The sequence below is a fragment of the Actinosynnema sp. NPDC023794 genome (assembly GCF_040639675.1).
Lineage (GTDB): Bacteria > Actinomycetota > Actinomycetes > Mycobacteriales > Pseudonocardiaceae > Actinosynnema > Actinosynnema luteola.
The window spans coordinates 211,004-237,507 of record NZ_JBFAFR010000008.1; the positions used below are offsets into that span (position 1 = coordinate 211,004).

The 26,504-nt window shown below is 72.9% G+C and carries 24 protein-coding genes and 1 pseudogene; 14 read left to right on the forward strand and 11 right to left on the reverse strand.

Going from position 1 to position 26,504, the window contains the following annotated elements:
- The first annotated feature begins 9 nt into the window (after positions 1–9).
- Complete coding sequence (locus tag AB0H12_RS19865; protein ID WP_499624320.1) at positions 10–564, forward strand: GNAT family N-acetyltransferase; 555 nt, start codon at positions 10–12, stop codon at positions 562–564.
- A 57-nt stretch (positions 565–621) separates the two neighbouring features.
- On the opposite strand, the gene AB0H12_RS19870 is transcribed toward AB0H12_RS19865, so the two are convergent.
- The 3 genes from AB0H12_RS19870 to AB0H12_RS19880 are packed head-to-tail and all read right to left on the reverse strand — an operon-like array spanning position 622 to position 4,192.
- Positions 622–1,593: an ABC transporter ATP-binding protein gene (locus AB0H12_RS19870; protein ID WP_499624322.1), complete on the reverse strand. Its 972-nt coding sequence runs from the start codon at positions 1,591–1,593 to the stop codon at positions 622–624.
- Positions 1,593–3,182, reverse strand: coding sequence for an ABC transporter permease (locus AB0H12_RS19875; protein WP_499624324.1), 1,590 nt, complete (start codon positions 3,180–3,182; stop codon positions 1,593–1,595). Before AB0H12_RS19875 ends, AB0H12_RS19870 begins: the two co-directional genes overlap by 1 nt.
- Positions 3,158–4,192 carry a thiamine ABC transporter substrate-binding protein gene (locus tag AB0H12_RS19880; RefSeq protein ID WP_499624326.1) on the reverse strand — a complete coding sequence of 345 codons (1,035 nt, stop codon included), beginning with the start codon at positions 4,190–4,192 and terminating at the stop codon, positions 3,158–3,160. The genes AB0H12_RS19875 and AB0H12_RS19880 overlap by 25 nt, the downstream gene beginning before the upstream one ends.
- Positions 4,193–4,329: 137 nt before the next feature.
- On the opposite strand from AB0H12_RS19880, the gene AB0H12_RS19885 reads away from it, so the two are divergent.
- Positions 4,330–4,623: a 4a-hydroxytetrahydrobiopterin dehydratase gene (locus AB0H12_RS19885; RefSeq protein ID WP_498774268.1), complete on the forward strand. Its 294-nt coding sequence runs from the start codon at positions 4,330–4,332 to the stop codon at positions 4,621–4,623.
- Here AB0H12_RS19885 and AB0H12_RS19890 read toward each other — a convergent pair.
- Positions 4,579–5,793, reverse strand: a complete 1,215-nt coding sequence (locus tag AB0H12_RS19890; protein ID WP_499624328.1) for a mannosyltransferase — start codon at positions 5,791–5,793, stop codon at positions 4,579–4,581. The two genes, AB0H12_RS19885 and AB0H12_RS19890, sit on opposite strands and share 45 nt — an antisense overlap.
- 439 nt (positions 5,794–6,232) lie before the next feature.
- Between AB0H12_RS19890 and AB0H12_RS19895 the strand changes: the two genes are divergently transcribed.
- Entirely contained in the window at positions 6,233–6,526 is a 294-nt protein-coding gene (locus AB0H12_RS19895; RefSeq protein WP_499624428.1) for a hypothetical protein, read from the forward strand.
- Between the two features lie 23 nt (positions 6,527–6,549).
- Here the strand turns inward: AB0H12_RS19895 and AB0H12_RS19900 are convergent.
- Together AB0H12_RS19900 and ychF are read right to left on the reverse strand one after the other, a co-directional pair.
- A pseudogene (locus AB0H12_RS19900) lies at positions 6,550–6,675 on the reverse strand (Fic family protein); the annotation flags it as partial.
- Positions 6,676–6,868: 193 nt separating this feature from the next.
- Entirely contained in the window at positions 6,869–7,948 is a 1,080-nt protein-coding gene (gene ychF / locus AB0H12_RS19905; RefSeq protein WP_499624330.1) for a redox-regulated ATPase YchF, read from the reverse strand.
- A gap of 80 nt (positions 7,949–8,028) precedes the next feature.
- Here ychF and AB0H12_RS19910 point away from each other — a divergent pair, with 80 nt between their 5' ends.
- Both AB0H12_RS19910 and AB0H12_RS19915 read left to right on the forward strand, forming a co-directional pair.
- Positions 8,029–9,297, forward strand: a complete 1,269-nt coding sequence (locus AB0H12_RS19910) for a bifunctional transcriptional activator/DNA repair enzyme AdaA (RefSeq protein ID WP_499624332.1) — start codon at positions 8,029–8,031, stop codon at positions 9,295–9,297.
- Positions 9,294–9,800, forward strand: coding sequence for a methylated-DNA--[protein]-cysteine S-methyltransferase (locus tag AB0H12_RS19915; protein ID WP_499624334.1), 507 nt, complete (start codon positions 9,294–9,296; stop codon positions 9,798–9,800). The genes AB0H12_RS19910 and AB0H12_RS19915 overlap by 4 nt, the downstream gene beginning before the upstream one ends.
- A 37-nt stretch (positions 9,801–9,837) precedes the next feature.
- On the opposite strand, the gene AB0H12_RS19920 is transcribed toward AB0H12_RS19915, so the two are convergent.
- Together AB0H12_RS19920 and AB0H12_RS19925 are read right to left on the reverse strand one after the other, a co-directional pair.
- Complete coding sequence (locus AB0H12_RS19920) at positions 9,838–10,635, reverse strand: DUF6542 domain-containing protein (RefSeq protein WP_499624336.1); 798 nt, start codon at positions 10,633–10,635, stop codon at positions 9,838–9,840.
- Positions 10,636–10,672: 37 nt separating this feature from the next.
- Positions 10,673–11,611 carry a DNA recombination protein RmuC gene (locus AB0H12_RS19925; RefSeq protein ID WP_499624338.1) on the reverse strand — a complete coding sequence of 313 codons (939 nt, stop codon included), beginning with the start codon at positions 11,609–11,611 and terminating at the stop codon, positions 10,673–10,675.
- A 97-nt stretch (positions 11,612–11,708) separates the two neighbouring features.
- On the opposite strand from AB0H12_RS19925, the gene AB0H12_RS19930 reads away from it, so the two are divergent.
- The 3 genes from AB0H12_RS19930 to AB0H12_RS19940 all read left to right on the forward strand — a co-directional run bounded on the left by AB0H12_RS19930 (position 11,709) and on the right by AB0H12_RS19940 (position 16,836).
- Positions 11,709–12,851 carry a metallophosphoesterase family protein gene (locus tag AB0H12_RS19930; protein ID WP_499624340.1) on the forward strand — a complete coding sequence of 381 codons (1,143 nt, stop codon included), beginning with the start codon at positions 11,709–11,711 and terminating at the stop codon, positions 12,849–12,851.
- Complete coding sequence (locus AB0H12_RS19935; protein ID WP_499624341.1) at positions 12,848–15,727, forward strand: AAA family ATPase; 2,880 nt, start codon at positions 12,848–12,850, stop codon at positions 15,725–15,727. The genes AB0H12_RS19930 and AB0H12_RS19935 overlap by 4 nt, the downstream gene beginning before the upstream one ends.
- 146 nt (positions 15,728–15,873) lie before the next feature.
- Positions 15,874–16,836, forward strand: a complete 963-nt coding sequence (locus AB0H12_RS19940; protein ID WP_499624342.1) for a PLL family lectin — start codon at positions 15,874–15,876, stop codon at positions 16,834–16,836.
- A gap of 71 nt (positions 16,837–16,907) precedes the next feature.
- On the opposite strand, the gene AB0H12_RS19945 is transcribed toward AB0H12_RS19940, so the two are convergent.
- Positions 16,908–19,778, reverse strand: coding sequence for an AfsR/SARP family transcriptional regulator (locus tag AB0H12_RS19945; RefSeq protein WP_499624343.1), 2,871 nt, complete (start codon positions 19,776–19,778; stop codon positions 16,908–16,910).
- A 286-nt stretch (positions 19,779–20,064) separates the two neighbouring features.
- Positions 20,065–21,948, reverse strand: a complete 1,884-nt coding sequence (locus tag AB0H12_RS19950) for an ABC transporter ATP-binding protein (RefSeq protein WP_499624344.1) — start codon at positions 21,946–21,948, stop codon at positions 20,065–20,067.
- A gap of 429 nt (positions 21,949–22,377) precedes the next feature.
- Here AB0H12_RS19950 and AB0H12_RS19955 point away from each other — a divergent pair, with 429 nt between their 5' ends.
- Positions 22,378–22,704: a hypothetical protein gene (locus AB0H12_RS19955; RefSeq protein WP_499624345.1), complete on the forward strand. Its 327-nt coding sequence runs from the start codon at positions 22,378–22,380 to the stop codon at positions 22,702–22,704.
- Between the two features lie 24 nt (positions 22,705–22,728).
- Positions 22,729–23,073, forward strand: coding sequence for a hypothetical protein (locus AB0H12_RS19960; RefSeq protein WP_499624346.1), 345 nt, complete (start codon positions 22,729–22,731; stop codon positions 23,071–23,073).
- On the opposite strand, the gene AB0H12_RS19965 is transcribed toward AB0H12_RS19960, so the two are convergent.
- Positions 23,070–24,014, reverse strand: a complete 945-nt coding sequence (locus AB0H12_RS19965; protein ID WP_230567347.1) for a 4-hydroxy-3-methylbut-2-enyl diphosphate reductase — start codon at positions 24,012–24,014, stop codon at positions 23,070–23,072. The two genes, AB0H12_RS19960 and AB0H12_RS19965, sit on opposite strands and share 4 nt — an antisense overlap.
- A 64-nt stretch (positions 24,015–24,078) precedes the next feature.
- Here AB0H12_RS19965 and AB0H12_RS19970 point away from each other — a divergent pair, with 64 nt between their 5' ends.
- Genes AB0H12_RS19970 through AB0H12_RS19985 form a run of 4 tightly spaced genes read left to right on the forward strand, consistent with a single transcriptional unit; the run spans position 24,079 to position 26,468 of the window.
- The gene (locus AB0H12_RS19970) at positions 24,079–24,576 is read left to right on the forward strand and encodes a lipid droplet-associated protein (RefSeq protein WP_499624347.1); all 498 of its coding nucleotides are present in this window, start codon (positions 24,079–24,081) and stop codon (positions 24,574–24,576) included.
- The gene (xseA, locus tag AB0H12_RS19975) at positions 24,573–25,874 is read left to right on the forward strand and encodes an exodeoxyribonuclease VII large subunit (protein ID WP_499624348.1); all 1,302 of its coding nucleotides are present in this window, start codon (positions 24,573–24,575) and stop codon (positions 25,872–25,874) included. Before AB0H12_RS19970 ends, xseA begins: the two co-directional genes overlap by 4 nt.
- Positions 25,855–26,262 (forward strand): sugar ABC transporter substrate-binding protein, encoded by a 408-nt coding sequence (locus AB0H12_RS19980; RefSeq protein WP_499624349.1) that lies wholly within the window; start codon positions 25,855–25,857, stop codon positions 26,260–26,262. Before xseA ends, AB0H12_RS19980 begins: the two co-directional genes overlap by 20 nt.
- Entirely contained in the window at positions 26,259–26,468 is a 210-nt protein-coding gene (locus AB0H12_RS19985; protein WP_053719410.1) for an exodeoxyribonuclease VII small subunit, read from the forward strand. Before AB0H12_RS19980 ends, AB0H12_RS19985 begins: the two co-directional genes overlap by 4 nt.
- Positions 26,469–26,504: the final 36 nt, after the last annotated feature.

Consider the following 26,504-nt stretch of genomic DNA (forward strand, 5'->3'; position numbering starts at 1 on the left):
ATCGGCGACGTGGACGTGGTGACGCTGGAGACCCGGCGGTTGGTGCTGCGCGGGGTCGTGGAGTCCGATGTGGACGCGGTGGCGTGGTTGCTCGGCGAGCCGCGGGTGATGCGGCACATCGAGGACGGCAAGCCGGTGTCGCGGGCGGACGTGGAGCGGGTCGTGCTGCCGAAGGTGACGGGTGGGGGGTGGTGGGCGGCCCGGCTCAAGGGGGCGGGGGCGTCGAGGGCCTCGGTGTCGGGGGAGGCCGGAGCCGGGGCGTTCATAGGGTGGTTCGAGTTGAGCGGGGTGGGCGGTGGTGTGGCCGAGTTGGGCTATCGGCTGCACCCCGACTTCTGGGGGCGTGGTTATGCGACCGAGGGGGCGTCCGCGCTGGTGGAGCACGGGCGTGCGACGGGGTTGACGCGGATCGTGGCGTACGCGATGGCGGTGAACACCGGGTCGCGGCGGGTGTTGGAGAAGGTCGGGCTGCAGTACGTGCGGACGTTCCACGAGGAGTGGCCGGACTACATCGAGGGCGCTGAGCACGGTGATGTGGAGTACGCACTCGACCTGGGTCGGTGACGGTGGTAGGTCAGCCGCCCTCCGCGACCGCTGTGCCGGGCGCGGTCACCTGACGAGTCAGCCGATGATGGCGACGCCGTCGTGGTCCACGGACAGCGTCACGCGGTCGCCTGGTGACGGTGGCTCGGCGACCGGGGCGACCGCCTCGAAGTCCTCGCCCGCCAGCCGCACGAGCAGCCGCACGTGGTCGCGGCGGTGGACGCGTTCCACGACCTCCGCCTCGATGGCGCCGGACGGGTCGACGCGCAGTGCCGTCGCACGCAGGCCGACCCGCGCGTGCACGCCCACCAGGTGTTCGGCGGCGGAGGGGTGCAGGATCCTGCCGCAGCCCAGGAAGCGGGCGGTGTCGACGTCGACCGGGTGTTGCCACACCTGCGTGGGCACGCCGACCTGCACGATCCGGCCCGCCCGCATCACCGCCACCCGGTCGGCCAGGGTGAACGCCTCGTCGTGGTCGTGGGTCACCACCAGCGCCGTCGCGCCCGTGTCACGCAGCAGCCGGGCCAGGTCCACCGCCAGTTGCTCCCGCAACGCCCGGTCGAGGGCGGACAGCGGTTCGTCCAGCAGGAGCAGCTTGGGGCGTGGTGCGAGGGCGCGGGCCAGGGCCACGCGCTGTTGCTCACCGCCGGACAGCTCGGTCACGCGACGGTCGGCGTAGCCCGCGAGGCCGACCAGGTCCAGCAGCGATGCCACCCGCTTCTCGCGCGCCTCCCGCTCCACCCGGCGCATCCGCAGCCCGAACGCCACGTTGCCCGCCACGTCGCGGTGCGGGAACAGCTGGCCGTCCTGGAACACCAACCCGAAACCCCGCCGGTGCACGGGTGTGCCGGCCAGGTCGACGCCGTCCCACGACACGACGCCCGCGGTAGGCGGTTCCAACCCGGCCACGGCGCGCAGCAACGTCGACTTCCCGCACCCGGACGGCCCGAGCAGCGCCACCACCTCGCCGTCCGCGATGGCCAAGTCCACATCGGACACCGCGGTCACCGGACCGTAGGCCACGCTCAACCCGCCGACCCGCAACGACATCAGAACTCCCCGCCGCTCGGCACGCGCAGCCGCTCGATCACCAGCACGGCCAGCGTGGTCACCACCATCAGCAACGCGCACGCGGCGTAAGCCATCTGGCTGTTCAGCTCACCCGGCCGGGACATCAGCCGCGCGATCACCACCGGCAACGTCGGCGCGTCCGGCCGGGCCAGGAAGCTCGTCGCGCCGAACTCGCCCAACGCCACCACGAACCCGAACCCGGCCGCCGCCAGCAGCGACCGCGACGCCAGCGGGAGGTCCACCTCGCGCCACACCCGCCACGGGCTCGCGCCCAACGTCGCCGCCGCCTGCCGCAGCCGCTCGTCCACCGCGCGCAGCACCGGCAGCACGATCCGCACGATCAACGGCGTCACCACCAACGCCTGCGCCAGCGGAACGAGGAGCGGTGAGGTGCGGAAATCGCCGGGGAGGGCGTCCATGGTGATCAGGTAGCCGAAGCCGAGCGTCACGGCGGACACCCCCAGCGGCAGCATCAGCGCGGTGTCCAGGGTCTCCGCGAACCAGGACCCGTGCCGCCGCAGCCCGACCAGGACGATCGCGGACGTCACGCCGACCAGCAGCGCGAGGAGGGTGGCGTCGGTGGCCGTGCGCACCGAGTTCAGCGCCGCGTCCAGGCCGGAGACCGCCAGCGTGCCCCGCTCACCCGTGCCCGCCAGGGCCGCGTACCCGGCGAAGCTCCAGCCGTCGTCGGTGGCCAGGGACCTGGCGACCAGTCCCACGACCGGGACGAGCAGCGCCGCCACGACCAGCCACGCCGCGACGACCACGCCCCACTCGCCGCCGGTGGGCCGACGGGGTGGCTCGATCCGCAGCGACAGGGACTTCTCGCGCTTGCGGCGGGCCAGGCCGCCGATCACGAGCACCGCGATCACGGCGGCGAACTGGATCAACGACAGCGCGGCGGCGCCCGACAGGTCGAACAGCTCCACCGTGCGCAGGTAGATCTCGGTCTCCAAGGTGCGGTGACGCGCGCCGCCGAGCACCAGCACCACGCCGAAGCTGGTGGCGCAGAACAGGAACACCACCGACGCCGCCGACCCGATCGCCGGCGCCAACGACGGCAGCACGACGGACGTGAACGCGCGGACGCGGGACGCGCCCAGGGCCCGTGCCGCGTCCTCCGCCCGCCGGTCGACCCGCGCCCACAGGCCGCCGACCGTGCGGGCGACCACGGCGACGTTGAAGAACGCGTTGGCCAGCACGATCGGCAGCACGCCGCCGTCGGGCCACAACGCCCGGAACGCCAGCCCCACCACCACGGTCGGCAGCACGAACGGCACCATCACCGCCGCACGCGCCAGCCCCGTGCCCCGCACCCGGCACCGGGCCAGCAGGAACGCCACCGGCAGGCCCGTGACCAGCGCCAACGCCGTCGCCGCGGCGGCTTGACCGAGGGTGAACCCGACCAGGTCCCACGTGTCGGCCCGGGCCAGGACCGGCAGCACGCCGCCCTCGTCCAGGCCGAGCGCGACGATCGCGAGCACCGGCCAGGCGAAGAACACGCCCAGGAACGCCAGCGGCAGGAGCGCGGCGAGCGTCCAGGTCAGCCTTGGACCAACGTGCGCCACTGCCGCACCCACCGCTCGCGGTTCGCGTCGACCTCGGCGGCGGGCAGCGACCGCGCGGAGGCGGGCAGCGGCGCGGCCTTCGTCCACGCCTCCGGCAGCGCGACGCCCTCCCGCGACGGGTAGACGTACATCTGGCCCGGCACGTCGGCCTGCACCTGCTCGCCGAGCAGGAAGTCCAGGACCTTCTTCGCGTCCTCGGCGTTCTTCGCGCCGTTCAGCACGCCCGCGTACTCGACCTGGCGGTAGCACGTGTCGAGCAGCGCCTTGGTGCGCGGCGTGCCGTCGTCACCGAGCTCCGCCGACGGCGACGACGCGTAGGACACCACGATCGGCCGCGGCCCCTTGCCGCTGGAGCCGGAGAAGTCCTGCGTGTAGGCCTCCTCCCAGCCGCTGACGACCTTCACGCCGTTGGCCTTGAGCTGACCCCAGTAGTTCTGCCAGTTCTCCTCGCCGAACGCGGCGATGGTGCCGAGCAGGAACGCGAGGCCCGGGGAGGACGTCGCCGGGTCCTCGACCACCAGCATGTCCTTGTACTTCGGGTCGGCCAGGTCGGCGTACTGCTTCGGCTCGCCGACGTCCTTGAACGCCGCGACGTCGATGTTCAGGCACACGTCGCCGACGTCGACGGCGTGCAGCCGGTTCGGCGGGTCGAGCTGGTAGCGCTGCGCGCCCTGCTGCGCCTCGGGGCTCGCGTACTCGGCGAACACCCCTTCCTTCAGGGCGCGGGAGGCGAACGTGGAGTCCACGCCGAAGGCGACGTCACCGATCGGGGCGTCCTTGGTCAGGACCAGCTTGTTCGTCACCTCTCCGGCGTCGCCACTGGCCAAGGGCTTGATCGTGATGCCGGTGTCGGTCTTGAACTTCTCCAGCAGCTCGGGGCTCAGCGCGAACGAGTCGTGCGTCACCAGCGTGACGACCCGCTCCCCCGGCGGAGGTGTGCTGGACGTGGTCACCGAGCAGGCCGTGAGCAGCGCGAACGCGGTCACGGCGGGCAGCACTCGTCGGAACATCATCTCTCCCTACACCGGCATGACCCGGATCAGGTGTGGACGGTCGAAGGCTCGCGCGCCTTCCTCTCAGCCCGGCGCAGCACCGGACTCCCGTGGCGAACGCGCAGCTTACCCCGCTCGGTGGGACGATCAGGGCCATGGCCGAGCTGCTGACCGACGACCAGGTGACCGCCGCGCTGACCTCGCTGCCCTCGTGGCAGGCGAAGGACGCCGCGCTGGTGCGCACGGTGGAGCTGGAGAGCTTCGCCCAGGCGCTGCAGGTGGTGAACCGGGTGGCGGAGATCGCGGAGAACGACAACCACCACCCCGACATCGACATCCGCTGGCGCACGCTCACGTTCCGCTGCGGCACGCACTCCAGCGGCGGGATCACGGCGCTGGACGTGTCACTCGCGGAGGAGATCGACGGGGTGCTCGACGTCTTCCTGTGACGTCGACGACGCCCGCTGCCGGAGCACCACGGCGACCGTGACGAGCGTGAGCACGCCCACGGCCGGGTACACCCAGCCCAGCGCCGAGTAGTACCAGGGGCGCGAGACGATCCAGATCGACGGCTGCGTCTTGAGCAGGAACGAGATCAGGTAGCTGCCGATCGCCAGGATCCACGCGACGGCCGTGGCGGTGGCGAGCCGGTGCTTGGCCGCGTGGACGAGCCACATCAGCGCGGGCACCGCCCACACCCAGTGGTGGCTCCACGAGATCGGCGACACGAGCAGGCCGAGGAACTGGACCGACACGATCATCGCCAGCGTGTCCTTGGCCTTCACCGACGCGTGCAGCGCGAACCCCGCGAGCACGGCCGCGACCACGACGGCGCCGAGGAAGATCGGCCCGGTCCCGATGTCGTACCCGACCGTGCGGGACAGCGCGCCGCGCAGCGACTGGTTGATCGCCGAGCCGACCGGGCCGACGCGGGAGGCGTCGCCGAGCAGGTGGAACCAGTACTCGGTCGACAGGCGCGGGGAGATCAGGTAGCCGAGCCCGACCGTGCCGAAGAACGCGGCGATCGACCACACGGCCGCTTTGTAGCGCCGGGTGAGCAGGAAGTACAGGCCGGAGATGGCGGGCGTGAGCTTCAACCCGGCCGCGACGCCGACGCCCGCGCCCTGCTTCCAGCTGCGGGCGCTGACCATCGTGCCGAGCAGGAGGGCGGCCAGGACCAGGTTGATCTGGCCGTAGTTCAGGGTCGTGCGGACCGGCTCGACCCAGACGAACAGGCCGGTCCACAGCATCGCGCGGCGCGGGTCGTTGCTGCCGACGAGCTGGAGGGACTTGCGGGTGACGAACCACAGGCAGGCGAGGCAGGCGAGCTGCCAGGCCCAGCGGGCCAGGCCCCACGGCACCCACGACAGCGGCACGAAGACGAGCGCGGAGAACGGCGGGTAGGTGAACGGCAGGGCGAACTGGTCGGAGAACTCCTTGAGCCGCCAGTCGTAGAGGAAACCGGTGAACAGCTCGGGTGAGGCGTTCCGGTAGACCATCAGGTCCACCATGGTCATCTTCGCCTGGAACGCGACCATCGCCAGGTGCCCGAGCAGGGACACGGCCAGGATCCACGGCGCGAAGGCGAGCACCCGCCCCTCAAGTGCACGCAGTCCCACTGCATCTACCTCCACGATCGTGTGAATTACACGACTGTCGGGCCACGAAACCGGGTACCCGGACGTCAAGACGAGTGGGAGATCAACGCAAGGGGAAAAATCGCATGACCACCGACATCGTCGTGTTCGCCGTCTCTGCCCTGGCCATGCTCGCCACCGCGGGGGGCGTCTTCGCCCTGGCCCGCCACAGCCGCAACCAGGTGCGCTGACGCCTTCAGCACAGTACCTCGGGGCGGTGCGCTCACCTGAGCGCACCGCCCCGAGGTCTGTTCAGGGGCCTGTGCTCCCGGTACCGGCGGTCCACCGCGCGGTCGCGCCATGCCATCGTGCGACTACCCGGGCGCCGGACCGGCGCCCAGCGTCCTTGATCGACACCACGCCGAGGAGTCGAGCACCCGTGATCGCTGCTGAAGTCGTCGAATCTCAGTGCGGTGAGGACATGACCGACTTGCCCGACTGGATGCGCCCACCGCGCGAGGAAGGCTGGTTCGCGGAGGATCTGGACCGACTGCCCCAGGCGCCCCGGCACACCGAACTGATCGACGGAGCGCTCGCTTTCACCCGGCACTACTGGCTGGTCGAGGGCGAGGCCGTCGGGCCGGTCGTGCACGTCCACGAACTGGACGAGCCGACCAAGGCCTGCGTCCCGACCGGCCTGTTCCGCGACTCGCCGCACGTCACCGTGCCGTTCGAGATCGACATCGACCTGGCCGAGCTCGTGCCGGGTCGGTGATCACCCTTCGAGCCGGAACTCCGCATCCACCCCAGCCGCTCGTTCCCGTCGGTCAACGGGTGGCGGCGCAGGACCGACTCCAGCAGCACGGCGGCCTTCTCGTGCACGCCCTCGTACGCGTCCTGCCCCATCGGCGACGACCGGGGTTGGAAGCGGATCAGCAGTGGCAGCGGGCCGCGACGACGACGAGCTCGTCGATGAGCCTGTTGATCGGGCGAGCGTCTTGCGATGGACACGGCGGGCACCCCTTCTTCGGCACGGGACGTCGTACCACCGCGGGGGACGGCGAGGCATGTCGAGGAGGCCGGACGAGCTGTCCGACCTCCTTCTCCGATCAGCCGGTCAGACGTTGAAGCGGAACTCCACGACGTCGCCGTCGGCCATGACGTAGTCCTTGCCCTCGATGCGGACCTTGCCGGCGGCTTTCGCGGCGGCCATCGAGCCCGCCTCCACCAGGTCCTCGAACGAGACCACCTCGGCCTTGATGAAGCCGCGCTCGAAGTCCGTGTGGATCACGCCGGCGGCCTGCGGCGCGGTCGCGCCCTGGGGGATCGTCCACGCCCGCGACTCCTTCGGGCCGGCGGTCAGGTAGGTCTGCAGGCCCAGGGTGTGGAAGCCCGCCCGTGCCAACGAGTACAGGCCCGGCTCGTGCTGACCGATCGACTCCAGCAGCTCGCGGGCGGACTCCTCGTCCAGCTCCAGCAGCTCCGCCTCGACCTTGGCGTCGAGGAACACCGCGTCCGCGGGCGCCACCAGCTCGCGCAGCTCCTTGAGCTTCGCCTCGTCGGTGAGCACGGCCTCGTCGGCGTTGAACACGTACAGGAACGGCTTCGCGGTCAGCAGGCTCAGCTCGCGCAGCAGCTCACCGTCCACTTCGGACTGCGCGGCGAACAGCGTGCGCCCGCCGTCGAGGACCTCGCGCGCCTTCTGCGCCGCTTCCAGCGCCGGACGGCGGTCCTTCTGCGTGCGGGCTTCCTTCTCCAGCCTCGGGATGGCCTTCTCCAGCGTCTGGAGGTCGGCCAGGATCAGCTCGGTGTTGATCGTCTCGATGTCGGCGGCCGCGTCGACCCGACCGTCGACGTGCACCACGTCGGAGTCGTCGAACACCCGGATGACCTGGCAGATCGCGTTGGCCTCGCGGATGTTGGCGAGGAACTTGTTCCCCAACCCCGCGCCTTCGGACGCTCCCTTCACGATGCCCGCGATGTCGACGAACGACACCACCGCCGGCACTTCGCGCTCGGAGCCGAAGATCTCCGCCAGCTTCGCCAGGCGGGCATCCGGCAGCGGCACCACGCCGACGTTCGGCTCGATGGTCGCGAACGGGTAGTTCGCCGCCAGCACGTCGTTGCGCGTGAGGGCGTTGAACAGGGTGGACTTGCCGACGTTGGGCAGGCCGACGATACCGAGGGTCAAACTCACGGTGGGTGAGTCTACGCGCCCCCAACGCCGTGTCCGATTCCCGCGAGACCGCACCTCCCGCCGCTGGCAGAGTAGGTCGCATGCTCCTCGACGACGAACGCGCCTACCGGGCCGTCGCCGCCCGCGACGCCCGCTTCGACGGGTGCTTCATCCTCGCGGTGCGCACGACCCGGATCTACTGCCGGCCGTCCTGCCCCGCCGTGACGCCGAAGCGCCGCAACGCCGAGTTCTACCCGACCGCGGCGGCGGCGCAGTCGGCCGGCTACCGGGCGTGCCGGCGGTGCCTGCCCGACGCCGTGCCCGGCTCGCCGGAGTGGAACCTGCGGGCCGACCTGGCCGCCCGCGCCATGCGCCTGATCTCCGACGGCGTGGTGGAGCGGGAGGGCGTGCCGGGGCTCGCGGCGCGGCTCGGCTACTCGGAACGCCACCTGACCCGCGTGCTGGCCGCCGAACTGGGCGCCGGCCCCCTGGCGCTGGCACGGGCGCACCGCGCGCACTCGGCGAGGTTGCTGATCGAGACCACGGACCTGTCGTTCGCGGACATCGCGTTCGCGGCCGGTTTCGCCAGCGTGCGGCAGTTCAACGACACGATCCGGGCCGTGTTCGCGGCCACGCCGTCGGCGATGCGCTCGACCCGTGCCGCGGCGACCACGCCGGGCCGCATCACGCTGCGCCTGCCGTACCGGCCGCCGTTCGACGCGGCGGGGCTCCTGGCGTACTTCCGGGCGCACGCGATCCCGGGCGTGGAGCACGTGACGGACCGCTCCTACGCGCGGTCGTTGCGCCTGCCGCACGGCCAGGCGACCGTGCTGCTGGAGCCCGCGTCGGGGCACGTGTCGTGCACGTTGCGGTTGACCGACCTGCGTGACCTGGGCAGCGCGGTGAGCCGGGTGCGGCGGCTGCTGGACCTGGACGCCGACCCGGTGGCCGTGGACGACTTCCTGTCCGCCGACCCGGCGTTGCGGCCGTCGGTCGTCGCCCGGCCGGGCGTGCGGCTGCCGGGGAGCGTCGACGGCGCGGAAACCCTGCTCCGGGCGCTCGGCCACGACGCGCCGGGCGAGCCGTTGGAGCAGCCCGACGGTCCGGTGACGCACCTGTACCCGGCGCCGTCGGCGATCGACTCGCCGGTGGCGCGCGCGTTGGCCGACGGCACGTTGCGGGTCGACGTCGGCCGTGACGCGGACGAGCTGCACGCCGAGCTGTCGGCGTTCCCCGGCGTCGGCCCGCAGGTCGCCTCGTACGTCGTGATGCGCGTGCTCGGCGCCCCTGACATCCCTTTGACCAGCGACAACATCGCGTGGCGCCCGTGGCGCTCGTACGCCGCGATGCACTTGAGGAGGACCGCGTGAGCACCGGCCACGTGTCGACCACCGACACCCCGATCAGCCCTTTCACCGCCGTCGTCGCCATGGACGGCGCCGTCCTCGCCAGCGGGTGGACCGCGGACGTGGACGAGCTGCTGCCGCAGGTCTCGCCGTCGCTGCGCCCGACGACCCTCGCGCACCGCCGCGACCTGGGCGCGGTCACCAGGGCCGTGCGCGCCTACCACGCCGGTGACCTGGACGCGATCGCCGACGTCCCGGTCCGGCAACGCGGGGGCGAGTTCATGCAGCAGGCGTGGGAGGCGCTGCGCACCGTCACGGCGGGCAAGCCGGTCAGCTACGCGGACTACGCCCTGCTGGCCGGCAGGCCGTCCGCCGTCCGCGCCGCTGCCACCGCGTGCGCCCGCAACGCGGCCACCCTGTTCGTGCCGTGCCACCGGGTGATCCGCACGGGCGGCGCGATCGGCAACTTCAGGTGGGGCGCGGACGTGAAGCGGTGGCTGCTGGACCACGAGTCCCGGGTCGCGTGACCGTCGTCCACCGCGTCGTCAGACCGGGAGCCTCGGATCAGTCCTCGTCGCGCGGGCGGGGGCGGCGCGGGGGGCGTCCGCCTTCACGGGGCGGGGCGGGACGGCGGGGGCGGTCCGGGGAGCCGGCCGGGGGGCGGGGGCGCTTGGGGCGGTCCTCGTCGGCGGCCGGGGCCGGGCGGCGGCGGTCGGCGGACGCTTCGGCGCGGTCGGCTCGGGGGCGCTTCTTGGGGCGGTCCTCCGGCTGCGGCTTCTCGGCGCGGTCCGGGCGGTCAGCGGAGCGGTCGGCGGAGCGGTCGGCGCGGTCGGCGCGGCGCGGTTTGTCCGGCTTGCCCTTCGCCTCGCGCTTCTCGTCCTTGGTCAGCCGGTTCGGGTCCTTCTGCGTCGTCACGCGGACGATGCCGATGATCACCGTGCACGCCGTGGTGATCGCCATCGCCGGGAAACCGTCGATCAACGGCTTGCCCAGCGCCAGGCCGATCGTCGCCAGCCCGCCGCCGGGCATGCCCTGCGTCAGCATGACCAGGATCGGCACCACGATCGCCAGCACCAGCGGCGGCTGGACGATCGGGCCGAACATCGAGCGCCGCTCGACGAACACCACCGCGCCGACGCAGCCCACGAAGAACGTGATGGCGAACACCCAGCCCACGGTCTTCGTGGCCGAGCTCACGTCGACGAACGTGCCGACGATGGCCACCACGAACGCGATGAGCACGGCCGCCCACCAGGGCAGACCCCGGAAGCTGCCGAACATGGCGCGGTCGTTCCAGCGGACGGCGGCGAACTCGTCGTCCTCCGGCTCGCTGCGCGAGTCGTCACGCATTGCAGCGGTCACGCACACTCCTCGTTCGGCTCAGTCCCGGCACACTCTATTACGCCTCCCGGGCGTCCAAGGGTGCACCGAGGCCGGCCTCGTCCGCCCGCCTCACCAGCGGCAGGGGTGTGACGTCGGACGACGCGTTGCTCAACGGCTCGACGGCCGCCCGGAAACCCTCCAACGCGTCCAGCTCGCGCCGCCGCGCCGACAGGAACCGCTGCAGGTGCGTGCTCGACAGGTTCACCGCGTCGATGGCGCCGTCCGCCGCCCGGTGCGCCCGCGACGCCGCCGCCCTGACCTGCTCGACGTCGTCGGCCAGCGCGCGGTCGGTCACCGCGAACATCGCCGCCGACGCGATCACCGCGAACCCGGTCGGCCCGCACAGGAACACCCGCCGGTCGAGCAGCCACCGCAGCAGCTCCGGGTCGGTGTCCAGGGCCGCGACCACCGCGCCGTCGTTCGGCACGAACATGATCGTCCCGTAGATCGCGTCGGCCCACCGCTGGTAGCCCTTGCCCGCCAGCTCCGCGGCCCGCGCCCGGATGTTGCGGACGTGCACGCGCAGCGCGTCGACGCGCTCGGTCGCGTCGTCGGTCTCCACCGCCTCCGCCCACGTGGCCATGCTCATCTTCGCGTCGACGGGCACCCGCCGCCCGCCGCCGACGTTGAGCACCAGGTCCGGCCGCACCGAGCCGCCGCCGGCCACGTCCACCTGGAGGTCGAAGTGGATCCCCTCCCGCAGGCCGAGCACCCGCGCCGTCTCCACCAGCACCTTCTCGCCGAGCTCGCCGCGCCCGCTGACCGAGGAGAACGCCACCTCGTAGCGCTGCAACGCCGCCCACTGCGCGTCGCCGCGTTCCCGTTCGGCCCGCACCGCGGCCAGCGCGGCGTCGGTGCGCCGGACGCTGTCCTGGTAGAGCCGCCAGAGGAACACCAACGCGCCCGCGAGCAGGAGCGCCACGACCACCGCCGCCGTGCTGAGGACCGCCGTCATCCCCCGATCATCGCGCACACGTGTCCGACCACACGTTCGAGCGACACGCCGAGCGGGTTGGACGATCAGGCGGCCTGCCGGCCCTAGCGTGGCCGACGTGTTGATCCTGCACACGTCCGACTGGCACGTGGGGCGCACCTTCCACGGCCGTGACCTGCTGCAAGAGCAGGAATCGGTGCTCGGCGGCCTCGCCGACACGGTGGCGGACGAGCGGGTCGACGCGGTCGTCGTGGCGGGAGACCTGTTCGACCGGGCCGTGCCGAACGCGGAAGCCGTCGCCGTGTGCTCCCGGGTGCTCAAGCGCATCCGCGAGGCGGGCGCGAAGATCGTGATCACGCCGGGCAACCACGACTCGGCGGCCCGGCTGGGCTTCCTCGGGGCGTTCGCCGAGGCGGGCGGCCTGCACCTGCGCACGCGCGTGGCCGAGCTGCACGACCCGGTGCTGTTCGCCGACGAGCACGGCCCGGTGGCGGTGTACGGGGTTCCCTTCCTGGAACCCGAGACGGCGCGGCACGCGCTCGGCGTGGAGGCCAAGGGCCACGGCGGCGTGCTCACCGAGGCGATGCGGCGGATCAAGCTGGACCTCGCGGCGCGGGAGAACACACGATCGGTGGTCATGGCGCACGCGTTCGTGACCGGCGGCGAGCCGTGCGAGTCGGAGCGCACCATCGCGGTGGGCGGCGTGCAGGACGTGTCGGGCGCGGTGTTCGCCGGGGTCGACTACGTGGCGCTGGGCCACCTGCACGGTCAGCAGACGTTGGCGGAGCACCTGCGGTACTCGGGCAGCCCGGTCGCGTACTCGTTCTCCGAGGCGCGGCACCACAAGTCGGTGTGGCTGGTCGAGCTGGACGCGGGCGGGCTGGCCGGGGTGGAACGGCGTTCCCTGCCGGTGCCCCGCGCGCTGTCGACGGTGAGCGGCTCGCTGGACGACCTGCTGCTCGACCCGGACCACGAGCCGGTCGAGGACCACTTCCTCTCCGTCACGCTGACCGACCGGGTGCGCCCGCTGGACGCGTTGCGCCGCCTGCAGCGGCGGTTCCCGCACGCGGTGCACGTGGAGTGGCGGCCGGAGGGCGGGCGGACCGGCGAGCTGCGGTTCGCCGAACGGGTGCGCGGTCGCAGCGACGAGGAGATCGCCTGCTGCTTCGTCGAGGACGTGCGCGGCGACCAGCCCGGCCCGCGCGAGCTGGACCTGCTGCGCGAGGCGTTCGCGGCGGCTGCCCGGGAGGACGAGTCGTGAAGCTGCACCGGTTGGCGGTCAGCGGGTTCGGCCCGTACGCGCGGCGCGAGGAGGTCGACTTCGACCTGCTCGGCGCGGACGGCCTGTTCCTCCTGCACGGCGACACCGGCGCGGGCAAGACGACGCTGCTCGACGCGGTGGCGTTCGCGCTGTTCGGCAAGGTCCCCGGCGCGCGCGGCGACGTGAAGCGCCTGCGCTGCGACTACGCCGACCGCGACACGCCCACGTACGTGGAGCTGGAGCTGACCGTGCGCGGCCGGCGGTTCCGGATCAAGCGCAGCCCCGAGTACGAGCGGCCGAAGAAGCGCGGCGACGGCGCGACCCGCCAGCAGGCGCAGGTGTCGTTGACGTGGGTCGGCGGGTGGACCGGAGAGGGGCACAGCCGCATCGACGACGTGGCCCGCGAGGTCGAGGGCCTGCTCGGGATGACGGCCGAGCAGTTCTTCCAGGTGGTGCTGCTGCCGCAGGGCGAGTTCGCCCGGTTCCTGCGCGCGGAGACCGCCGAGCGGGAGAAGCTGCTGGAGAAGCTGTTCGGCACGGAGCGGTTCCTGGACGTGGAGAAGTGGTTCCGGGAACGCCGCGCGGACCGCAGGCGCGAGGTCGCGCAGCTCGGCCAGGAGCACCGCGACCTGGTGCTGAAGGTCGCCGAGGTCGCGTTGGAGGAGCTGCCCGAGGGCGGCGGCGACCAGGAGTGGCTCAGCTCCCTGCTCAAGCGGCTGGACGAGGACGAGCGCGACGCCGAGCGGCTCTCGGCCGAGGCGTCCGGGCGGCGCGCCGTCGCCGAGCGGGACTGGCAGGAGGCGCGGGCGCGGCACGAGCGGGTCCGCCGGGTGCGCGACGCGCGCCGCCACCTCGACCGGTACGCCGAGGTGGAGCCGAGCCTGCGGGCGTGGGTCGCCGAACGTGACGCGGCCCGGCAGGCGGCGGTCGTGGCGCCCGCGCACGAACGCGCGGTGAAGCTGGCGCGCGAGCTCGACGCCGCCGTCGCGCAGGAGCGGGCGGCGGCCGTCGCCGTGTCCGCCCTCGGCTACGACGGCGCCGACCTGCGCGGTGACGGCGAACGCCTGCGAGAGGAGGCGGGCGGGCTCACGAGCCTGGCCGCCGAGGCCGAGCGGCAGCGCGCGGACCAGCGGCGGATCGCGCAGCTGGACCGCGACGTCGCCACCACGTCCCAGCGGCTGGCCACGCTGGTCACGCAGCTGGACGAGGTGCCGCACCGGCTGGCCGCCGCGAGGGGCGCGGTCGAGGAGTCGGCGGAGGCCGCGGCCCGGCTGCCGCAGGTGTCGGGGCTGGCCGCCGCCGCGGCCGAGCTGCCGCGCGTGGAGCGGGCGTTCCGGGAGGCGGACGAGGCGCGGCGGGACGCGGTGGACGCGCAGCAGAAGGCCCGCGAGAAGCTGCTCCGGATCCGCCGGGAGCGGCTGGACGGGATGGCGGTCGAGCTGGCCGGTCGGCTGCGCGCGGGCCACGAGTGCCCGGTGTGCGGGTCGGCCGAGCACCCGTCGCCCGCGCAGCCGATGCTGGACGCGGTGACGGCCCTGGACGAGGACGGCGCCGCCGACGAGGACCAGCGCGCCCTGGACCGGCGGCAGCGGGCCGAGCAGGAGGCGCACCGGCTGGGCGAACGGCTGGCGTTGCTGCGCGAGCAGCTGGGCGACCGGCCGCCGGCCGAGCTGGAGCGCGAGCACCGGTCCGTGGCGGCGTGCGCCGAGCAGTGGGAGAGCAGGCAGGCCGAGCTGGCCGAGCTGGAGACCAAGGTGCAGCGCGCGCTCGACCAGCGTGGCGCGCTGGAACGCGAGCTGGCCGAGGCGGGCGCGCAGCGGGCGCAGCTGGTGGAGGCCGTCGAGGAGCGCGGCGCGCGGCTGGAGGAGGCGCGCGGCGACTTCCCGGACGTCGTCACGCGCCGCGCGCACCTCAGCGACCTGGCCGACGCGCTGACCGAGCTGGCCACGCGGCGCGCCGCCGTGGCCGAGCACGAGGAACGGCTGGCCGACCAGCGGCTGGAGGTGGCGCGGCTGGCCTCGCTCGCCGGGTTCGCCGACGTGGCCGACGCCCTCGCCGCGGCACGCCCGGCCACCGCCGTCGCCGAGCTGGAGACCCGGATCCGCGACGTCGAGAAGACCAGGACCGCGGCCGAGAGCACGCTGGCCGAGCTGCCCGGCACCGACCCGGACGCCGAGGTCGACGTGGCGGGCGCGGAGGAGCGGTTCCGAGCGGCGAGCGACGCCGCGACCGAGGCCGCCACGGCGCTGACGAACGCCCGCACGAGGGCCGCGCGCGCCGCCGACCTGGCCGAGCAGCTCCGGGACGCGTGGCTGCGGCTGGAGCCGGTGGAGGCCGAGTTCGCCGAGCTGGACGCGTTGACCGACGTGATCAACGGGTCGGGGCAGAACACCAGGAGCATGACCCTGCGCACGTACGTGCTCGCCGCCCGGCTGGAGGAGGTCGCGGTGGCCGCCAGTGCCCGGCTGGAGCGGATGAGCCAGGGCCGCTACCGGTTCGTGCACTCGACCGAGGCCGGTCCGCGCGGCACGAGGGGCGGGCTGGGCCTCGACGTCATGGACGACTACTCGGGGCAGCAGCGGCCGGCGAAGACGCTGTCCGGCGGCGAGTCGTTCCTGGCGTCGCTGTCCCTGGCCCTCGGCCTGGCCGACGTGGTCGCGGCGGGCGCCGTGCTCGACACGCTGTTCATCGACGAGGGCTTCGGCACGCTCGACGCCGAGACCCTGGAGCTGGTGATGACGACGCTGGACGAACTGCGCGCAGGCGGCCGGGTCGTCGGCCTCGTCTCGCACGTCGAGGAGCTGCGGCAGCGCATCCCGACCCGGCTGCGCGTCCGCAAGGCCCGCGAGGGCTCCTCGCTGGAACTCACCGCCTGATTCACGATCGAGGGTCGCCCGACAGCATTATGCGCGCCGGAGAATTGACGTCACGTAACCACTCGGCCGAGTGAAGCACAATTTCTGCGGAGATCCCCGACCGTAGTGGCCCAACGGTTTTTCAACCATTGGGAAACCACCCCTGCGTGCTAGATTCCCTCGTGTTCGAAGTTTTAAACGTCGAACTCCGAGGAGATCTTCCGATGAATACCTCATTCACCAGGTTGTTGATCGCCGTGCTGGTGGCGCTGTTCTCGACGGGCGCGACCGCGGCCGTCGCGGAACCCGAGCAGGCGGCGGACAGACAATGGTCGGGCTGGACCGATCTCGGCGGCGTGGTCACCGCGGGGCCGGCCGTGTCGTCGTGGTCCGAGAACCGACTCGACGTGTTCGCCCGCGGCACCGACTCGGCCGTCTGGCACCGGTGGTGGAACGGTTCCTCGTGGTCGGGCTGGGAAAGCCTCGGCGGCAACATCATCGACAACCCGGCCGCCGTCTCGTGGGGGCCGAACCGCATCGACCTGTTCGGCCGCGGCACGGACAACCACCTGTGGCACAAGTGGTGGAACGGGTCGTCCTGGTCGGGCTGGGAAGACCTCGGCGGCATCATCACCGCAGGTCCGGCCGTGTCGTCGTGGTCGGCCAACCGGCTCGACGTGTTCGTCAGGGGCTCGGACGGCGCGTTGTGGCACAAGTGGTGGAACGGCTCGTGGTCCGGCTGGGAGAGCCTCGGCGGCGTGTTCATCGACAACCCGGCCGCCGTGTCGTGGGGCGCGAACCGCATCGACGTCTTCGTCGAGGGCCTGAACAACCACCTGTGGCACAAGTGGTGGAACGGGTCGTCCTGGTCGGGCTGGGAAGACCTCGGCGGCGTCATCACCGCGGGCCCGGCCGTGTCGTCGTGGTCGGCCAACCGGCTCGACGTGTTCGCCAAGGGCACCGACAACCAACTCTGGCACAAGTGGTGGAACGGGTCGTCCTGGTCCGGTTGGGAAAACCTCGGCGGCGTTTTCCTGCACAACCCGGCGGCCGTCTCGTGGGGACCGAACCGCATCGACGTCTTCGTCGAGGGCACGAACAACCACGTCTACCACAAAGCGTGGTACTGATTACCGCTGAACACCGCCCGTGAGAACCGCTCCCTTTCCCGCCCGTCGGGGAAGGGAGTCGGCGTTCGCCCTCAACCCCTGCTGTCGACTTTCACCTGGGAGCCGTCGACCGGACGTGCCCCGGGCGCACGGCGCGTCGCGAGCAGCCGGTGCCGGCGGGCGTCGTCCGGCCTGTCCCAGGCCGCGTAGGCGCGGGCGAGACCGTCGTGGGCGCGCGCCTCCTCGTGCCGGTCGCCCGTGCGGCGGGTCAGCGCCAACGCCTCGTGGTGGTGCTCGACGGCGCGCCCCGGGTCGCCGCAGGCGGTCGCCAGCTCACCCAGCGTGTCCAGCACCTCGGCCTCCAGGTCGCGGTTGCCGGTCGCCCGCGCGCCCGCGAGCGCCTCACCGAGGTGCTTCGCGGCGACCTCCCACCGGCCGAGCCGGAGGTGGACCAGCCCCAGGTTCGCCTGCAGGTGGCCCACCAGCGCGTGGTCGTTGTCGACGTCCGGCACGGCCGCCACGGCCCGGTCCATGTGCCGCAACGCCTCCTCGTGACGCCCCGACGCCTCGTGCACCAGCGCCAGGCTGCACAGCACGGCCGCCTCGCCGCGCCGGTTGCCGATGGCCCTGGCGATCGACAGCGCCTCCCGGAAGCTCCGCTCCGCCTCCTCGTGCCGACCGAGGCGGCGCAGCACGACACCCAGGTTCTTCAGCGCCCGGCCGGTGAAGCTCACGTCACCGGTCTCCCGCCCGACCGCGAGGGCCTGCTCGTGGTGGCGCAACGCCTCCTCGTAACGCCCCAGCCGCTCGCACGCCACGCCGAAGCCGGTGAGCGCGGCGCCCTCGGCCGCGCGGTCCGCCCGCCTGCGGCCGGCCACGAGGGCGTGCGTGTGCAGGGCGAGGGACTCGTCGTGGTGGCCGCGGACGTGGAAGTAGGGCCACAGCGCGGCGGTCAGCTCCTCGGCGTGCTCGGCGTCGCCGTGCCGGGCCGCGTGCTCGGCCACCGCGAGGAGGTTCGCCCGCTCGGACTCCAGCCACACCACCGCGTCGGCACGGGTGCTCAGGCAGGTCGACGGGGGCGCGGCCGGCCGCCCGGCGTGGTCGACGGGGTCGAACAGCCCCATCGCGACCGCCGCCTCGCGCACGTAGTGGCCCGCCAGCGCGCGCAGCGCCGCGTCCCGCCCCTCGTCGCCGTCCACCTCGGCGGCGAGGCCGCGGGCGTAGGTGCGCAGCAGGTCGTGCATCTGGAACCGGCCGTCGGCCGTGGGCTCCACGAGGTGCGACTGGACCAGGGCGTCGACGTGCCGCCGGGCCGCCGCGTCGTCCGAGCCGGTCAGCGCGGCGATGGCGGGGATGCCGAGTTCCCGGCACGGGTGCGCCCCCAGCAGCCGGAACACCCGCGCGACGGCGGGCGGCAGGTGCCGGTAGGACCACGAGAACGCCGACCGCAGCGCCGCGTGGGGGTCGGCGTCGTCGTCCAGCCGGTCCAGCCGGTCCTGCTCCCGGGTCAGCTCGCGGCCGAGGTCGGCCAGCGACGCCGAGGGGCGGCCGGTGGCCAGTTCGGCGGCCAGGCGCAGGGCCAGCGGCAGCCTGGCGCACAGCGCCGCCAGGACGTCCACCGCACGCGGGTCCGCCGACGCGCGCTCGCCGATCAACGCGCGCAGCAGGTCGCCGGCCTCGTCGACGGGCAGCAGGTCGAGCCGGACGCGGGTCGCGCCGTCCTTCGCGATCAGCCCCCGCATCGAGTCGCGGCTGGTCACCAGCACCACGCAGCCCGGCGACCCGGGCAGCAGCGGCCGGACCTGGGCGGCCGTGCGGGCGTTGTCGAGCACCACGAGCACCTGCCTGCCCGCCAGCAGCGACCGGAAGGCCGCGGACCGCTCGGCCAGGTCCTGAGGGATGTCCCGGGAGTCGACGCCCAACGCGCGCAGGAAGCCCGACAGCGCGTCACCCGGGCCGACCGGCAGGTCCGGGTCGTACCCGCGGAGGTTGACGTAGAGCTGCCCGTCGGGGAACCGGTTCCGCACGCGCTGCGCCCAGCGCAGCGCCAACGCGGTCTTGCCGACCCCTCCCGTGCCGGTGATGACCGCGATCGGCGGCGGCTGCCCGTCGTCCGCGCGCAACAGGAGGCTGTCGAGCCGCTCCACGTGCTCGGCGCGTCCGGTGAACCCGGCGACGGCGGCGGGCACCTGCGCGGGGCACACCCGGGCCGCCTCCCGCCCGACCGCCAGGGTCGGGTCCTGGTTGAGGATGTCGAGGTGCAGCCGGCGCAGCTCCTCCCCCGGCCTCAGCCCCAGCTCCCGGTCGAGCAGCACGCGCCCCTCGTCGTAGACGTCCAGCGCCTCCGCCTGGCGGCCCGCCCGGTACAGCGCGGTCATCAGCGCGCCGCGCAACCGTTCCCGGAACGGGTGTTGCGCGACCAACCCGGTCAGCGCGACCACCGCCTCCTCGTGCGACCCCAGGGCGGACAACGCCGCCGCGTGCCCTTCCAGCGCCGTGAGCCTGCGCTCGACGAGCCGGGCCTTGACGGCGTCCGCGTCCGGGCCGGCCAGGTCGCGGAAGGGGTCGCCGCGCCACAGCCGCAACGCCTCGGCGAACGCCGCCACCGCCTGCCGGTGCGCGCCCGCGTCCCCGTGCCGCCGTCCCGCGCGGACCGCGTCCTCGAACCGGTGCGCGTCGAGCTCGTCCTCCGCCACCCGGACCCGGTAGCCGGCCCGGCCGCCGTCGATCCGCTCATCGGCGAGCAGCCGGCGCAGCTGCCAGACGTAGGTCTTGGTGTTCTTCTCCGCCGACGGCGGCGCGCCCTCCGGCCAGAGGGCCTCGACCAGCCGCTCGACGCTGACCCACTCGCCCGCGTGCAGCAGCAGCGTGGCCAGCAGCACCCGCGGTTTCCGGGCGTCGACCGGAATCCGCACACCGTCGGACCGCACGACGTCGACCGCGCCCAGGACCCGGAACAGCACTCGGCACACTCCCCGCGCCACGGCCCCACGGCCGAGGCGGCACCGAAGGTAGCGCACCACCGGCGCCCGGTCGTGGACCGCCGCTGTACCGCCGCTGTACCGGCGTCCGCCAGGCTTGGCGCGGTTCACCGGCTGTGACCTTCACTAGGGGGGAGGGCCACAGCCACGACCCGACCGGGTGGCGGGCGCCGGGCGGCACCCTCCACCCGCCGCCCGGTCGTGGTGGGCGTCCACCGCTTCGCGCCGGCGGCCGTCATGATCACCGGCACGTCCGAGCGGGCGCGGGCTAGGACGCGAGCAGCCCGCCCCGGTACGCCGAGGCCTGCAGCTCGAACAGCTCGAAGTAGTGCCCGCGCAACGCCATGAGCTGCTCGTGCGTGCCCTGCTCGACAACCCGGCCCTGGTCGAGCACGACGATCCGGTCGGCGTTGCGGATGTTCGCCAGCCGGTGCGTCACCAGGATCGTGGTGCGCCGCGCGGTCGCCTCGCGCAGGCCCTCGAACACCCTCGCCTCCGCCTTGGCGTCCAGCGCGGCCGTCGGTTCGTCGGCCACCAGCACCGCCGCGTCCCGGTACATCCCGCGCGCGATGCCCATCCGCTGCCACTGCCCGCCGGACAGGTCCTGCCCGTCGTTGAACTGCCGCGACAGCACGGTGTCCGGCCCGGCGGGCAGGCTCGCCAGCACCTCGTCCGCGCCCGACTTCGCCACCGCCTCCTGCCACGCCTCGTCGTCCTCGCGCTCCAGCCGCCCGACGGCCACGTTGTGCCGGGCGGTCATCGGCCACTGCGCCGGGTCCTGCGCGATCACCGCGATCGACGAGTGCACCGAGTTCGGGTCGGCCTCGGCCAGGTCGACGCCGTCCCACGCGACCGTGCCCGACGACGCGGGGTACAGGCCGGTCAGCACCTTGCCCAGGGTCGTCTTGCCCGACCCGTTCTCCCCCACCAGCGCGATGACCTCGCCCCGCGCCACGGTCAGGTTCACCTCCCGCAACGCGGGCTTCGGCGCGCCGGGGTAGGTGAACGAGACGTCCGTGAGCGTGATCTCCTCCGGGTCCTCCGGCGCCTTCACCGGCGAGCTGCCCTGGGCCCGTTCCGCGCCTTCGACCAGCAGCTTGCGGTAGAAGTCGATGTAGAACGAGTCCTCGTACAGCGAGTTGACCGCGCGGGTCGTCGACGCCAGCGACGAGAAGCCGGTGCGCATGGCCAGCACCGCCGTGCCCGCCAACGCCAGCTCCATGCCGCCGGTGTGCAGCAGGAGGCCGAGCACGACGTAGGCGATGGCGGTGCCGACACCGGCCAGCGCGCGTCCGGTCAACCGCACCATGTTCGTGCGGTGGGCCATCCGGATCTCGTCGGCCATGAGGCTCTCCGCGATGCGCCGGTGCTCGCCGAGCAGGCGTTCCTGCAACGTCAGGGCGTGCCGTTCCAGCGCGAAGTCCCGGTCGGTGGCGACCTCCTCCACCACGCCCTTGCGCGTGTTGCGGGTCACCGAGTCGAGGAAGTGCTCGTAGCGCAGCTTGGACGCCCGCGCCGACGCCCAGGCGTTCGCGAACGCGGCCAGCAGCAGCGCCGGCGCCAGCCACGGGTTGAGCAACCCGACCGTCACCACAGCCGCGATCAGCGAGATGCCGCCGGAGAGCAGGTCCGCCAGGTAGCGCAGGCTGCTCTCCAGCGAGCGGACGCCACGCCGGCCGCCCTGCCGGGCCAGCTCGCGGAAGTCGGCGTCCTCGAACGCGAGGAGCTGGGCGCGGACCAGGACCGCCGTCACCTCGTCGTTCGCCTCACGCGTGACCCTCGGCCTGAGCGAGCTCTCCACCGCCGCGACCGCCGTGTCGAGCAGCGCGCGGACCACGAACGACCCGACCACCACCGCCAACGCGGGCAGCGCCTCCACCACCCGCTGCGGCGTGGGCCCGTCCCGGAGCAGGGCGGAGAACACGTCGGCCGTGGCGAGCAGCCCGAACGCGGTCACGCCGCCGGACAGCACGTGCACCACACCGGCCATCAGGGTCAGCCGGGGCGACGTGCGCCAGGCGAGCCGAACCACCATCGCCACCGCCGACGGCAGGCTCTTAAGGGCCTTGCCCAAGCTCACCGACGTCCCACCACGACGACGGGCCCACTTGGGGGTGGCGACGTTCTCCACCCCGATCAGCACGGTGCTCATCGTTCCAGGAAACGCGAACTTCACCCCGCCGCCAACCACGTTCACGATCAGCGCAGCTCAGCGCTTCGGGGGAGCCGAACTGTCGTACCGCCGTGCGAGGATCAGCCGGGGCTTCGCGAAGGCGCCGCCCGAAATGGAACCAAAACCCTCCGCGACGAACCGCTAACGCACGGCCGACCTCCTCCGACAGGCGGGATGACCCCGGGCGAAAGCGCCGCCGTCCCCACGACCAGGGCTCTCTTCCGCTTTCCACGCGCTTTCGGCGCGCGCACAAATCGGCGAATGGAGAATTGTCATGCGCACGATTCCCGGCCTCGGTGCGGCCGCCCTCGCGGCGGTGCTGGTGACGGCGGTGCTGACCGTGCCCGCCTCGTCGAACGGCCGCCGTACCACCCGTCCCTCGGCCGCACGCCCCACCAGCCGGACAAGATGCTGGTCGACCCGGCACCCGGCGATGCGGGTGGCCTGGAGAACCCGTACGGGTTCAACCTCACCCAGATGCGCGGCCTGGCCAACCCGGCCTACTACGAACTGATGGACCACCACCCGGTCAAGCTCTACCGCGACCGCCGCGGCCTGCCCGCCGACGACCCGCGCCTGCGGCAGGAGGATCGGTGGCTGGAAGGTTTCGACGACGTCATGTCGACCATCGTGCTGGAGACCAACACCGCGGCCTGGTCTACACCGGCGGCACCATCAGCTTCGCGCACCTCTCGACGCGGGACCGCATCGTCGAACGCAGCCTCGCCGGCGTGACGGAGGGCCCGCCACCAGATCGGGATGAAGGTCGTGCACGAGCTCGGGCACCAGTTGGGGCTCAACCACTACAACTCGGAGTACCACGGCGAGCACGCGCCCATGGGCCAGCGGACCGTGGACCTCGTCTCCAGCTGGAACGACGTGCTGTGGCGCGGCGACAAGGCCGGGCTGCCGGCCATGGCCGGGTGGCGCGACCGGGCGAAGGCGTGCGCGCAGCGGGCCGAGTGCACACCGATCTGGTACAAGGACGGCGACGTGGCGTGGCCGCCGAGAACGGCGGGTCCGACGGCCCGGCGTGACGAGGAACGACGAAGCGCCCCCGCCGGGACCGGCGTGGGGCGCTTCCGTCGAAACGAACCGTCCTAGCGGACCATGTCCTTGCGCAGTTCGCGCGGCAGGGCGAACGCGATCTTCTCGTTCGCCGTGGTGATCTCCTCGACGTCGCCGTAGCCCTGCGTCGCCAGGTGCTCCAGCAGCTCCATCACCAGGATGTCCGGCACCGACGCGCCCGACGTCACGCCGACCGTCGTCACGCCCTCCAGCCACGCCGGGTCCACCTCGCGCGCGTAGTCGATCAGGTACGCCGCCCGCGCGCCGGCCTGCAGCGCCACCTCGACCAGCCGCACCGAGTTCGACGAGTTCTTCGACCCGACCACCAGCACCAGGTCGCACTCCGGCGCCATCGTCTTCACCGCGGTCTGCCGGTTGGACGTCGCGTAGCAGATGTCGTCCGACGGCGGCTCCTGCAGATCAGGGAACCGGTCCTGCAACTGCCGCACCCGCACCATCGTCTCGTCCACCGACAGCGTGGTCTGCGAGAGCCAGACCACCTTGGACGGATCGCGCACCACGACCTTGTCGACGTCCTCGGCGGTGTCCACGAGCTGGATGTGGGAGGGCGCCTCGCCGTACGTGCCCTCGACCTCCTCGTGCCCTTCGTGGCCGATGAGCAGGATGTCGTAGTCCTCGCGGGCGAACCGCTTGGCCTCGTTGTGGACCTTCGTCACCAACGGGCAGGTGGCGTCGATCGTGCGCAGCTGCCGCGAAGCGGCCTCCTCGTGCACCGCGGGCGACACGCCGTGCGCCGAGAACACCACGAGCGCGCCCTCGGGCACCTCGTCGGTCTCGTCGACGAAGATCGCGCCACGCCGGGACAGCGTCTCCACGACGTGCTTGTTGTGGACGATCTCCTTGCGCACGTAGACCGGCGCGCCGTACTGCTCCAGCGCCTTCTCCACGGTCACGACGGCACGGTCCACGCCGGCGCAGTAGCCACGCGGCTTGGCCAGGAGCACTCGCTTGTCCATGACGACCAGGGTACGGCGTGCCGGATGTAGGCATCCGACGGCCGACTGCGGCAGGCTGTAGGGCATGAAGCCACTGCCCCTGTCCGTCCGCCTCGCCGCGGGACTGGCGGTCACCGCCGTCGAGCAGGCCCGGAAGCTGCCGGGGCAACTCGCGGGACTCCCGGTCACCGTGGTCAGTGAGGCCTTGCAGCTGTCCATGCGGCTCCAGCAGCGGGTGACGGAACTCGCAATCAAGGGTGACGACGTGCTGTCCGTGCTGCGGCCGGTGGAGCAGGAGCCCGAGTGGGCGACGTTCGACGAGGACGAGGGCATCGCCACCACCGCCGACACCGATCCCGACGCCGACGACCCGTGGGCGGTGGAGGAGCAGGCCCTGGCCGCCGAGCCGCCCGCCGTGCTGCCGAACTACGACGAGCTGTCGTTGGCGCAGCTCAGGGCACGTCTGCGCACCCTGACCGCGGAAGACCTCGAGGAGCTGCTGGCGCACGAGCGCACGCACGCCGCCCGCCCCGAGTTCACCGGCATGCTCACCCGCCGCATCGCGAACCTCAAGACCCAGTGAACCCGGAGCAGACGAGCACCGCGAAGTCCCAGGTCGACAGATCGAGCCCGGAGAACCCGTGGCCGGTGCGCACGGTCGCGCGCAAGATCTTCGACTGGATCAACCGGCTCGGCGACGTGTGGGTGGAGGGCCAGGTCACGCAGCTGAGCGCGCGTCCGGGCACCGCGACGGCGTTCCTCACCCTCCGCGACCCGTCCGTGGACATGTCGATGCAGCTGACCGCGCCCGTGGGCATGGTCCGCGAGCTGCAGCTGTCCGAGGGCAGCCGGGTGGTGGTGCACGGCAAGCCCAACTTCTTCCCCAACCGCGGCACGCTGAGCCTGCGCGTGGACGAGATCCGGCAGGTCGGCATCGGCGAGCTGCTGGCCCGGATCGAACGCCTGCGCAAGCTCCTCAACGCCGAGGGCCTGTTCGACCCGCGGCGCAAGCGCAAGCCGCCGTTCCTGCCGAACAAGATCGGCCTCGTCACGGGGCGCGCGTCGGCCGCCGAGCGGGACGTGCTGACCAACGCGCACGCCCGCTGGCCGGGCGCCCGGTTCCGGGTGGTCAACGTTGCGGTGCAAGGGGCCTTGGCCGTGCCGCAGATCCTCACCGCACTGTCGACTCTGGACCGCGACCCCGAAGTGGACGTCATCGTGCTGGCCCGCGGCGGCGGCAGCGTGGAGGACCTGCTGCCGTTCTCCGACGAGGCGCTGTGCCGGGCGGTGGCGCAGTGCCGCACGCCGGTGCTGTCCGCGATCGGGCACGAGCCGGACACCCCGCTGGTGGACCACGTGGCGGACCTGCGGTGCTCCACGCCGACCGACGCGGGCAAGCGGGTGGTCCCGGACGTCGCGGAGGAGGGCGAGAGGATCCGCCAGCTGCGCGATCGCAGCAGGCGCGCCCTGCACGGCTGGGTGGACCGGGAGCGGAAGCTGCTCGCGGCGCTGCGCACGCGACCCGCGCTCGCCGACCCGCACGGTCCGCTGGACCGCCGCGCGGAGGACGTCGACCGGCTGCGGGAACGCGCCCGGCGCGCGGTGCGCAACCGTCTCGATTCGGAGACGTCCGGGCTGATCGCCACCACGGCGCGCTTGACGACCCTCGGGCCTGCCGCCACGCTGGCGCGGGGGTATGCGGTGGTCCAGCTCCTCACCCCCGACGGGGTCGACGGTGTGCTCCGCTCGACCTCCCAAGCTCCCGCGGGCACCCTGCTGAGGGTGCGCGTGGCCGACGGCGCCGTGCACGCGGTCGTCACCTCCGACGGGGACGGCACCGAGGCGCGAGAAGGAGGCGGTGGTGCCGAACCCCGCACGTGAGCCCACGTTCCTGCCCTTGACGGTGGCGGCCGCGGGGGAGGCCGACGACGAGGGCGTGAGCGCCGTGCGCAGCCGCGCCGTGTCGGCCGACCAGGCCGCCGCCGACTGCTGGCTGTCCCTGGTGGCCGGCTGCACCTCGGGCAGGCAGACGTTGATCAACCGCTTACACGACCTGTCCGAGGCGACCTCCGGCTACGCCGGGATGCGGTGGTGGCTGGGCCACGGCTCGGTGCACCGCAGGCGCGTCGCCGACGCCGAGCACCGCATCGACGACGCCGTGCGCGAAGGTGACGGCGCGGAGTTCGCCGAGGCGTTCATCGGGTACGACCAGGCGGTCGCGACCGTCGTGGTGCACGTCCAGAACCGATTGGGGAAGTTGTCCACGTGAGCGAGCCGGGCTACGAGCAGGCCAGGGACGAGTTGGTGGAGGTGGTCCGCAGGCTGGAGGCGGGCGGCCTGTCGCTGGAGGAGTCGCTGGCGCTGTGGGAACGCGGCGAGGCCCTGGCGAAGACCTGCGAGCGGCAGCTGGCGGGCGCCCGGGAACGGATCGATCAAGCACTCAGTGTGACCGAGGAGGACGTGGCCGAGGCGTGATGACGTGCGAGGATTGGTCTACCGGCCGGTAGTCGC